The 11975-nt window shown below is 34.1% G+C and carries 12 protein-coding genes; all 12 read right to left on the bottom strand.

Features of this window, described 5'->3' with window-relative positions; translation table 11 throughout:
• Positions 1-112: 112 nt before the first annotated feature.
• Positions 113-748 carry a DcrB-related protein gene (locus ACW2QF_RS13540; RefSeq protein ID WP_455716540.1) on the bottom strand — a complete coding sequence of 212 codons (636 nt, stop codon included), beginning with the start codon at positions 746-748 and terminating at the stop codon, positions 113-115.
• A 222-nt stretch (positions 749-970) separates the two neighbouring features.
• The gene (locus ACW2QF_RS13535) at positions 971-1591 is read right to left on the bottom strand and encodes a hypothetical protein (protein WP_455716539.1); all 621 of its coding nucleotides are present in this window, start codon (positions 1589-1591) and stop codon (positions 971-973) included.
• 176 nt (positions 1592-1767) lie between these two features.
• Positions 1768-3711 carry an ABC transporter ATP-binding protein gene (locus ACW2QF_RS13530; RefSeq protein WP_455716538.1) on the bottom strand — a complete coding sequence of 648 codons (1944 nt, stop codon included), beginning with the start codon at positions 3709-3711 and terminating at the stop codon, positions 1768-1770.
• Positions 3698-5449: an ABC transporter ATP-binding protein gene (locus ACW2QF_RS13525; protein ID WP_455716537.1), complete on the bottom strand. Its 1752-nt coding sequence runs from the start codon at positions 5447-5449 to the stop codon at positions 3698-3700. The genes ACW2QF_RS13530 and ACW2QF_RS13525 overlap by 14 nt, the downstream gene beginning before the upstream one ends.
• A gap of 114 nt (positions 5450-5563) precedes the next feature.
• Positions 5564-6010, bottom strand: a complete 447-nt coding sequence (locus tag ACW2QF_RS13520; protein WP_455716536.1) for a MarR family winged helix-turn-helix transcriptional regulator — start codon at positions 6008-6010, stop codon at positions 5564-5566.
• Between the two features lie 97 nt (positions 6011-6107).
• Positions 6108-7019, bottom strand: a complete 912-nt coding sequence (locus ACW2QF_RS13515; protein WP_455716535.1) for a magnesium transporter CorA family protein — start codon at positions 7017-7019, stop codon at positions 6108-6110.
• 109 nt (positions 7020-7128) lie between these two features.
• Complete coding sequence (locus ACW2QF_RS13510; RefSeq protein WP_455716534.1) at positions 7129-7389, bottom strand: hypothetical protein; 261 nt, start codon at positions 7387-7389, stop codon at positions 7129-7131.
• Positions 7390-7638: 249 nt separating this feature from the next.
• Entirely contained in the window at positions 7639-8286 is a 648-nt protein-coding gene (locus ACW2QF_RS13505; RefSeq protein WP_455716533.1) for an ABC transporter ATP-binding protein, read from the bottom strand.
• A 14-nt stretch (positions 8287-8300) separates the two neighbouring features.
• Positions 8301-9152: a hypothetical protein gene (locus ACW2QF_RS13500; protein WP_455716532.1), complete on the bottom strand. Its 852-nt coding sequence runs from the start codon at positions 9150-9152 to the stop codon at positions 8301-8303.
• Entirely contained in the window at positions 9145-9819 is a 675-nt protein-coding gene (locus ACW2QF_RS13495) for a hypothetical protein (protein WP_455716531.1), read from the bottom strand. The genes ACW2QF_RS13500 and ACW2QF_RS13495 overlap by 8 nt, the downstream gene beginning before the upstream one ends.
• Before the next feature lie 132 nt (positions 9820-9951).
• Positions 9952-11205: a hypothetical protein gene (locus tag ACW2QF_RS13490; RefSeq protein ID WP_455716530.1), complete on the bottom strand. Its 1254-nt coding sequence runs from the start codon at positions 11203-11205 to the stop codon at positions 9952-9954.
• 119 nt (positions 11206-11324) lie between these two features.
• Complete coding sequence (locus tag ACW2QF_RS13485; protein WP_455716529.1) at positions 11325-11729, bottom strand: hypothetical protein; 405 nt, start codon at positions 11727-11729, stop codon at positions 11325-11327.
• Positions 11730-11975: the final 246 nt, after the last annotated feature.

Genomic DNA, 11975 nt, shown 5'->3' with positions numbered 1-11975 from the left:
CGAAGTGGATTTTTCCACTTCGCAATAAAGTTTAACTTTTTGGGGTCACTACATTCTTCTTTCTTTTCAAGTCCTTGCTTATTCATTAATCTTACCAATGAAACAGTTATCTTTATTTCAATTCTGAAAATCCAGCTAATAAGGTATCTTTACCTGCTTCAGTATCTGCTGTATATGTAATTGTTAATAACATCATTCTATCATCAATTTTTCTAATGTACATCTTTTGTAGCACCTCTTGTCCGGAATAATTTCCTACACAATCAAGTACTGTATACTTTTCACCAGCTAATTCAACATCTTTTGTGGTATCCCCAAATGTATATTCAATTCCTGTATTTTGAAGTTGTTCTTTAGCTTTTTCAATATATTCATCTTCAGTTATTTTTTTACCTAATAGATTCTCAATCACAATATTAATATTAGGTGAATTTACTGTATCTTCAACACACATCATTTCATATACCGTTACTGCTTTCGCATAATCGATTACTTTTTGATCCGTATCTTTGTACACTATATCAGTTGAAAATTGAACATATTGATCCAATACATCTTCTGTAAGCATACTGTATCCTTCAGGTGCTTTAAATGAAAGATTTAAGAATTTACTTTCGTATGAATCTTCACTAACAGTTCCTTTAGAATACTCTTTCTTACTAGATTCTTTCTTGTTACAACCTGAAAAAATAGTAGCTGCAACTAGCATCACCATTAATAAACTAATTCTTAACTTTGACTTTTTCATATTATTCTCTCCTTACCCTATTTTCGTGTCATCTTGCATCTGTAGATTATTAAATTACGATAATCTAAGATTTGATTAATATTTGTCAAAAAAACACAAATCATATTATAAATGAGAATGTTTTATTACTCAATAGGACTTATTGTCTAAAAAAGGGCTTGAAAGTTCTTTACCTTTCAAACCCTTGCATAGTCATTAATCTTACCAGTAAGACAATTATTTTTACTTCAATGCCGAAAATCCGTCTAATAATGCATCTTTACTTTCTACTGTATCTTCTGTATAAGTGACTGTTAATACAACCATTCTATCCCCGATATTTCTTACGTACATTTGCTGTAATAATTCTTGACCATAATAATTTCCTATACAATCAATTACTGTATACTTTTCACCAGCTAATTCAACGTTTTTTATCGTACCACCAAAAGTATAATCTATGCCTGTACTTTGAAGTTGTTGCTTTGCTAACTCAATATATTCATCTTCAGTTCTTTCTACACCTAATAGATTTTCAACAACGATATTCACGTTAGCCGAATTTGTTGCATTTTCAACGCACATCATTTCATATACAGCTACAGCTTTCGCATAATCAATTACTGTTTGATCCTTATCTTTATAAATTATATCAGATGAAAATTGAACATACTGATCCAAGACATCTTCAGTAAGCAAACTGAATCCTTCAGGAGCTGTAAATGAAAGATTTAAATATTTACTCTCGTATTCATTTTCTTTAATCGTTCCTTTGACATACTCGTTCTTGTTACAACCTGATAACATTGTAACTGCAACAAGCATCACCATTAATAAACTAATTCTTAACTGTGACTTTTTCATAAAAATTCTCCTTTACCTTACATTTGTATTATTGCACCCATTGACTATAATATCTCGAAATTATAATCTAACTATTCGCATTAAGCGTCATAGAATAACGCGAAACAATATTGTAAAGAAGAATTATTTATTAATCAATATGACATTTCATCCAATTATTGTGTCGTATAGTACTTTTAACTTTGCTCCAACATTCCCGTATACAATTGATAATACGTTCCTTTCTTCTTAAGTAATCGCTCATGGTTACCACGTTCGATAATATGCCCTTTGTCTAACACCATAATTACATCTGAATTCTTAATGGTTGACAATCTATGAGCAATAACGAATACCGTTCTACCATGCATTAATCGATCCATACCTTCTTGAACAATCTTCTCTGTTCTTGTATCGATACTTGATGTTGCCTCATCTAGAATTAATACTGGAGGATTGGCAATAGCCGCTCTAGCAATTGCAAGTAACTGTCTTTGTCCTTGTGATAAATTGCTACCATCACCTGTTAAAACCGTATTATATCCTTCTGGAAGATGCTTAATGAATTGATGTGCATTAGCTAACTTCGCTGCTTCTAAAACTTCTTCATCCGATGCATCTAACCTTCCATAACGAATGTTTTCCATAACTGTTCCTGTAAATAAATGCGTATCCTGTAATACGATTCCTAGAGAACGTCGAAGGTCTGCTTTCTTGATTTTGTTGATATTGATACCATCGTAACGAATCTTTCCATCTTGAATATCATAGAAACGATTAATTAAGTTCGTAATGGTAGTCTTACCTGCTCCAGTCGCACCTACAAAAGCAATTTTTTCTCCCGGTTTCGCATCAATAACAATATCATGAAGAATGATTTTATCATCGTTATATCCGAAATCAACATGATCGAAAACTACGTCACCATTCATCTTTTGATATGTTATTGTATCATCTGATTTATGATAATGCTTCCATGCCCATATTCCAGTTCGTTTCTCTACTTCTTTGATTTCACCAGAATCTGTGATTTCAGCATTTACAAGCTCAACATATCCATCATCAACTTCTTGCTCTTCATCTAATAATTTAAATACACGATCAGCTCCTGCTAACGCCATAACAATAGAGTTAATTTGTTGAGATACCTGTGAAAATGGCATGAAGAAGGAACGGTTAAATTGTAAGAAGGAGGCTAATCCACCTAATGAAAAGTAACCTACTTCATAGATAGCAAGGAATGCACCCACAATTGCAGTTAATACATAACTGATATGACCTAAATTAGCTGTGATAGGCATAAGAATATTTGCATATTTATTGGCACTATTTGCACTCTCACATAACTCTTCATTGATTTCTACAAATCGTTTCAGATTCTCTTCTTCATGACAGAATACTTTAACAACCTTTTGTCCTTCCATCATCTCTTCTATAAAGCCATTTACTTTACCTAAATTTCTTTGTTGTTCAGCAAAATATACTCCACATTTTGATGCAATATTCCTAGTCACTATAAGCATAACTCCAACCATAACTAACGTTACTAGAGTTAATGGAATATTCAGAATCAACATGGATATGAATACACTGACAATCGTTATTACTGAAGAAATTACCTGTGGTATACTTTGACTTATCATCTGACGTAGGGTATCTGTATCATTGGTATAGATACTCATGATATCACCGTGCGCATGAGTGTCAAAATATCTGATTGGTAATTTCTGCATGTGTTTGAACAGGTCATTACGAATACTTCTCATTGTTCCTTGGGATACATTAACCATTATTCTTGAATATGCCCAAGTAGAAATTACACCCGTAAGATATACAAGTGCCATCTTGCATAATGCAGTAAACAAGGAAGAAAAATCAGGATTTTGTTGTCCCAAAAATGGTTGGATATAATCATCTATAAGATTCTTAAGAAACATAGTTCCTATAACACTGGCTAAAGAACTAATAAAGATACATATGATAACTGCTATACATGCAACTTTATATTGTTTTAAAATGTACGCTAACAAGCGTTTCATAATCTTGCCAGGATTCTTAAGTTTTGGTTTAGGACCCATTACTGCTACCTGTCCTGGTCCTTTGTTTTGGCCGTGTCCATGATGTCTCTTATTTGCTGTCATCTAGTTTCGCTCCTTTCATCTGAGATTCATATACATCTCGATAGATATCACTACTTACTAGGAGTTCTTCATGTGTTCCCATACCAGTGATTTCACCTTCATCTAAAACAATAATTTGATCTGCATCTTGAACAGAAGAGATTCTCTGGGCAATAATAAGTTTCGTAGTATTTGGAATTTCTTCTTTGAATGCTTTACGAATTAAAGTATCCGTTTTTGTATCTACCGCACTTGTAGAGTCATCTAATATTAAGATTTTTGGTTTCTTAAGTAATGCTCTTGCGATGCATAATCTTTGCTTTTGACCACCAGATACATTGCTACCTCCTTGTTCAATGTAGGTATCATATCCATCTGGGAATTGCTTAATGAAATCATCTGCTTGCGCTAATTTACATGCATGAACCATCTGCTCATCAGTCGCATTCTTGTCTCCCCATCTAAGGTTCTCTTTAATTGTTCCTGAGAATAATACATTCTTTTGAAGAACCATAGCAACTTCATCTCTTAACGCTTCCATATCATAATCTCTAACATCTACACCGCCAACTAAAACTTCACCTTCGTTCACATCATAGAGACGTGGTATCAGTTGTACAAGTGATGATTTGGCACTACCTGTTCCACCAATAATACCTATGGTTTGTCCAGATTCTATTTTGAAATTAATATTTGTTAGAACATCAACATCCTCCACACCTTCCTCGTGTTTCTTGTATGCAAAGGAAACATTCTTAAATTCGATTGAACCATCTTTCACATCTTTGATTGGATTTTTCTTATTTGTTAAGTCCGACTTTTCATTAATTACTTCCACAATACGGTCTCCAGATGCCTTTGACATAGTAACCATAACAAAAACCATAGAAAGCATCATCAAACTCATCAAGATATTCATAATATAACTGAATAAACTCATTAATTGTCCAGTTGTTAATGAACCTCCAACGACCATCTTTGCACCAAGCCAAGATAACATCAAAATACAAGCATACATAGCAAGTTGCATAGCTGGCATGTTGAATATTATGATTTTCTCTGCTTTAACAAACATGCAGTATACATTTGTACAAGCTTTCTTAAACTTACTGATTTCATAATCTTCTCTAACATAAGCTTTCACTACTCGTACTGCATTAATATTCTCTTGAACACTTGCATTCAAATCATCATACTTACGAAATACGCTCATGAAAATAGGATGTGCATTTTTAATTATTATAAATAAAACAATTCCAAGGAATACAATTGCTCCCAAGAATATAAGTGCTAACTCTGAATTAATTGTGAACGCCATAATCATTGCAAAAATTAACATAAATGGTGACCTAGCACACATTCTTATAACCATTTGATATGAATTCTGTACATTGGTTACATCTGTTGTTAATCTGGTAATAAGACCTGCTGTAGAGTATTTATCAATATTGGAAAATGAATAATTCTGAATATTTCCAAACATAGCATTTCTTATATTCTTTGCAAAACCTGTACTTGCTTTTGCTGCAGCCTTACCAGACAAAGTACCAAATGTTAGTGATAACATAGCTACAGCTATCATACAAACGCCCATAATACACACATGGCGAATATTCCCTTTCTCAACGCCATTATCAATTATAGAAGCCATCATAACTGGTATAATTATTTCCATGATAACTTCCAAAATAATAAAAATTGGAGCTAGGATAGAGTCCCTTTTATACTCTTTGACCTCAGCTAATAACGTCTTTAACATATATTCCCTCCTGCTTTATCCTGTTATTTGTTATGGTCCTATTTGTTAGTTCCCTATCTGTAAGTTCCCTAACATTATCTACCAAAATAATAGAAAGTACGCAATGCGAACTTTCTATTGTTTTTCTTCTAATTTCTTTCTAAGCTTACCTGTAATCTGGAATAACATCTCTTCTTCTTCTTTTGTTAAGCATTCAGAAAGTTCTTGTTCGAATTCTTCGATATTCTTATGAATCTCTTCATTCAGATTAATTGCTTTCTGTGTCAGTACTAACTTCTTAAGTCTTGCATCATGTGGTACGGGAAGACGTTCAATATAACCGTTTTTCTCCATCAGTTGCAAAATTCCTGTTGCTGTTGATCGGCGAATCTTAAATTCATTCTCAATATCTTTTTGAAAAACATCATGATGGATACCTTCATCATGTATGTATCCAATAATCCAACTTTGCATCTTGGTATACTCACGGTTATGAACCTTTGCAAGTTTAGCATCAATATTTCTCATTATTAGATTTGAAACTGTTTTAATCTCAATACCAATTGACTGATTTGACAGCAAGCAATCTCCTCCTTTATGTTAGCTCCCTAACATTGTATCGCAAGCTGCAATTCTTGTCAAGTAATAAACTAAATAGGAGTTTCTTGTCGATTATGATCTACCAATACTTCTTCTTCTTGAATAATAATAGGCTTCCAATTACAATTAATGCACTGATCAATATAACAACAGGATACCCATATTTCCAAGATAATTCTGGCATATAGACAAAATTCATACCGTACCAACCAACGATCAAAGTAAGTGGTAAGAAAATCGTTGTTACAATAGTTAAAACTTTCATAACTGTATTCTGTCTAATACCAATTTCAGATTGATACACATCTTGAACTTGCATGGCGTATTCTCGTAATGTTTGTGTTTCGTTCTGCAACCTAGTAGCACGGTCAGTAAACACACGGAAAGTTGCACAGCCATCCATACCAAAAAATTCATCTTCATTATCAAGAATTTCTTCACCGAGATCCGCCATTTGGCTGTAATAACGATACAATTTGGCAATCACCTTCTTAATCTCTAACATTTTTGTATTAAAATTATTCAGTGATCCTTTTAATACATGCTCCTCAATCTTGGAGATTTCCCCCTCTAATAATTCTAAGAATAATAAATCATTCTCAATCAGATTAATCAATATGTCATACAAGAGACGTTCTAAAGAATATTTACGGCGTATCTTATTCTCTGCAATGCTAGATATCTCTTCTTCAATTGTATTACTATCATCGATAAATATAATTCTCCCCTCTAATATATAGAATACAAATTCTTTATGTCCCATATGTTCCTTAGGAATTGGAACATAACAAGTTCCAAACATATATCCGATATGTCGCTCCACTTTACAAAAATGTACTTTCTCAACTGGCTGTACTAATTGATACGTATTCTGCAGTTCCTTTTCTTCTTCCCATTCTTTTCTATTATAAACTGCAACAACGTTTTGTTCGTTAAGAAATGTATGCCTATCAACAGGTGTCACCTGTTCATTATTTACCTTAAAATACATAGCCGACCTCCTATCTGTTTAGAGATGTAAATACTAATATAATTAACTTTTATGAAAATAATGCAAGGTAAAAATATAGCATAAACTAATTTACAGATTCCTATAGTTGTCACCTCTTAATTGTTTCTTTTGTCACATTTCCATCTTTAGAAGTCAGATTGAATTCTAAATCTCCATTATCTAAGATTACCAAATTACTAATTTCCACTCCTTGTTGCACTTCATATAAGGTAGAATCATCATTACCTTTTATAACATCTTCATCACCTGAATCTGTGAAATGTGCACTTGGTAAGATATATACAAGGGTTGCAATGTCACTGTCTAGCCACGTAAAGTCAATCCCATATTTTTCTACCTCTACACTCATTGTTGATACATTATATAATAAAAAGCATTGTAACGACGGATTTACATGACCTACAATTGCTAAATGTTCTTTATCAAACCATTTCTTTGTATTAATTGTTTTATTTTGGTGATAATCACTTCATTCTACCATAATAATCTTCGCATGTATAGCGAGAAAATCAATCTAAAAAAAGAGCAGTTTCCTACTCTTTCATTATAACCTGTATTAGATTTATTCATGTTCTAGTAGCAAAGGTTAACACTTATATTATCCTCGTTTTACTTTCAATATCCCCGCGTCCATTTCACAAACGGTGTCGCAAAGCTCTTGGATGTCTTCGGAATTATGACTCGCTAAAATTATGGTTTTCCCATCGTTCCTTAAGCCTTTTAATATCTCGCGAATTTCCTTCACACCAGTATTGTCTAATCCATTCATAGGTTCATCGAAAATTAAAATCTCCGGATCTTCCATGATGGCTTGTGCGATTCCTAGCCGCTGACGCATTCCCATAGAATATTTTCTAACATGCTTTTTGTTATCAGGATCAAGCCCTACCTTTATTATAGCGGTACGTATTGCGTCTTTTTTAACTTTATGGTTAATAGAGGCAAGCAGACGTAGATTTCCATATCCACTGTAATTTGGAAGAAAGCTTGGTTCCTCAATAATAATTCCAACATTATCCGGAATATCCGTATCTTTTCCTATTCTTTTGCCGTTGACTACTATTTCTCCGGCAGATGGAAGAATGAACCCGCAAATACATTTGAAAAGCACCGTTTTGCCTGAACCATTGCGTCCAATGATACCGTGGATTTTGCCCTTCTCAAATGCAATCGTCACATCCTTTAGTGCACTTCCTTCTTTAAAGTGCTTACTTATATTGGTTACAGTGATTATATTTTCAGACATAGTCACATACCTCCTTATAACTCTGATGTAATCTCTATCGTTGTTTTTTTAATGCTTACTACTAGTAAAATAGATAAAATAACAATACTTACACCAAAAAACACAAATGGATAGGTCAAATTGGGAAACAGTGAAACTCCCATTGGGTCTAAAACACTCAATCTTGAAAGCGACACGGGTGAAATATGATAAAAGCTAGGAGAAAGCATGTTCGTTACGAGTAAATCAAAAAATAGAATCACACCTCCAGCAACTAAGCCAAGCATTCGATTAAATTTCAGATTGATTACAAACAAGATTAAACCTAAGAAACATGCTACGCCCCAATTCAAGAGAAAGCTAAGACCAAACGCTTCCCACGGGGAGTAAAAGGTTATTATTTCCTTTGAAATACCAAATTGCAAATTTATTTGCGCCCCCGCGTTGGTTTGTGCCAAAGTCTGAACAATTTTCCCCCAGCCGTTTGTCGCGAATGTTGCATGTGGCAACAAAACTAATATGGAGACCAACATCAAGAATAAGAAATATATAGCGCTGGCCATGGCTATATACAGAATTTGACCCAACACCCAAGGTACGCGTTTACTTCTAATGATGATATAGGGTTGGTTCTTATTAATAAAAGGTGCGTCGGAAAACAAAAATACAATACCAGCAAGTAATATCAGTTGCTTGATCGGATCGTTAGAGAAAAAGGGGGAAATAAGGGGATTAGTTCTTATCCCCGTCTTAACAGTAAGCTCGCCAATTACCTGAATATCATTCCATACAAACAAACTCATCAAAACAAAGAGACAGATAATGCGCGGATTCGTTAACCATTGCCGTATGGAATATATGGCAATGCAAAAAATTTTTTTAACCATTGGTAATCCTCCTCTTCGCCGTGCGAATGAATAAGATATCACAGATGATGGTAAGTGAAAGAAATGTCGCTGTCGCCATCAAAAGTATTGTGGATGCTTTGACACCAAATATCCTCGCTGTGGCTAGCTTAACGGGGTCTAGCCATATGGGCAGATCAAAAACATTGGCAACTTGATTTAGCATAAAACTCAAAGCGAAAGGAGAAATATACGCAACATATTTATTAGGTATATAAGCAGATATCATAAGTCCCAATGATGAAAAGAAAAAAGCTTGTAAAAATATTACATAAAGATAGGACAGGAAAAATAAAGTCGCTTCCCCCTTTACAAGTAAATCTCCAAAGGCTTGACTTGAAAATTCCATTTGTAAATCAATCGCTTCAGGCAGTATACTTGGCTGCATCACACACACATAACCGATAAATACAGCCGCACCAATGGCAACAGCCAACCCACCAGCAACAGCAGTAGCGATACATTTTGATAAGGCATAGGCTGTCTTTCTACTTCTTATAATTACAGAAAAAGCAAACCTTGTTTGCCAGTCTATACAAAAGCTTGCGGCATATGCAAAGGTTGCACTCAGAATAAGCAATTTTGAAATATTATTGTACTTAAATGTGTTATTAAAAGCGGCAACAGCAGATACATCATGTGATATCATTCCGACTGAACCAAAATAGAAGATGGCCACCGTGGAGAAAATTCCAATCACAAAGCCAGAGGAAAAAAACGCACGATAAAAATCCGTTTTAAGTATGTTTATAAAATTTTTGATGAAAATCCTCCCCTTTCTTTACTGAATATCTTCTCCCGTGACGGCGTTGATAAATATCATTCCATGACCTACACTAGATTGCGAATCTTGTTTTTCAGCCTTTGAAGATTTATCTGAAGTCTTCTCACTTTCATATTCCAATGTTAAGGACCATGCGGGAGTAAGCTTCACTTCATCATAATCACTATTATAAGGAACGGGTACATATTCAAAATCAACTGCTGTGACGGTTACTTTATCCGTGGATATAATAGCGTTATTTTGTTCAAAGGCTTTTTGGAGTGCTTCTTCAACAGAGATGAGTGTATTTGGAGATTTCGCAACACCTTGTTGTTGATAAATTCCATCAAAATATAATTGAATAATACCATTTCGAGAGAACGCTATTCTGGCAGTTGACCCATTAAGAGCCCTATCACTTGCCTGAATTATATATGATTTTTGTGTAACGGGTATCTCGTTTTGAATCATCTTGAAAAAGAAGATATAAAAATCATCCTCCTGTGTAAATACGTCTTTCGTTTTATACCCATCCGTTGGGTTTTGTATGGTGGATAAACCCATTTTTTTTTGTAGATCAATCTCTCTTTTGATTCTTTCATCTTGCTCTGTTTGCATTGTATCGGAATCAATAGCATAAATTTCGGCATCCTCCATTATATCTATGGATAATTCTGTAAAAACATCGGAAACGTTCTTAAATGCCTCTGACTTTGTCATAAACCCTAATTTTTCCTGCTTGTATACATCGCTAAATCGTTTATTAGTAGAAAAAATATCGCTTGCTGAAGTAAGTGAATCAGTAGGGAACTTGACATAATCATAATCCTGTTTACAATATGCGAAAAAACCATCATTAATATTAAGGTATGAATTATCATCATTATACGAGATTGTATCATCATTGCTGCTTAAACTTCTTTGAGGCGTTTTCCCTTTATAAAAAATAGATAATACCTTTTGTTCATCAAAAGTCATATATTTCGCAAATAATATGTCTGCTTTTTTGACCTTGGGAACATGTATGTCCGCTTCCACAGAAAAATCTTCGCTAAAGACTTTGTTGATATGGCTGGGTGTTTCTAACAACAGTACTTCTATAGAACTATGATCAACTGTATCGTGTTCTGTATCCGTAGGAGCAGCGGCTTGTTCTGTTTCCTGCGTTGGCTTATCCATTACAGCGTTTGGGTCTTCCGGTGCACATGCCGTCATGCTAAATATTATCATGATACCAGCCAAAAACGGTGCATTTTTTTTTAATCTTATCATATTATTTTGCTCCTTATAATATTTTGCTCTTAATAGTTCATAGATTACTTAAACCTGTCAATATGTAAATGGGGAACCATTAGCGGGTATAGCTGTTCCCCTATGAACTCAAGTGAACTTTATGAAATCCATTCACCTTCAAACTTTATGTTATTAAACAAACCAGTACTGTCTACCTGAGCGTTTAATTTCAGACTTGCACCCGAGGAAGGTGTTGTGGTATACGATAGGGAATGCCTATAGACAAATTTACTAAACGTATGATAGGCTGAATATGAAGTCGTACCTGCTGAATTCTTGACTTTAAATCCAATGACATCCTTATCCTCAATAAAGTTGCTGTATTCTGTATCCAAATTGGATATCTGAAAATAACTACCTGATAAATCTTTTGTGTTTGTTGCAACCGATACCGCGCCATCGTCTTTGCTAATATTAAATGAAATACTCTTCGCAGAAGCTGTAATAGAACCAAATACGAGCGTCGCTACTAATAAAGCCGACATTAATTTCTTTTTCATCATTATAAGCACCTTCTCTTTCACAAATTAGTTTTACGATTACATAACCCGCATAGCAATCTCTATCGTTGTGGAATCCTGTAATATACAGAATATCCGGACAACCACCTTAATCTAAATCTTTACTGGTACAATCTTATCAAGCATTACCTCTAATATAAATTAGTTTAGTTCTAATTTTAGAAGACATGTACAGAGTGTTAACGTAATGCCAAGCGTAGAACGAACCATCAACGCAAATCTATTATG

This window comes from Anaerosporobacter sp., from assembly GCF_965301125.1.
The sequence above is the reverse complement of the archived record's forward strand: the minus strand, read 5'-3'. Positions and strand labels throughout refer to the sequence as shown.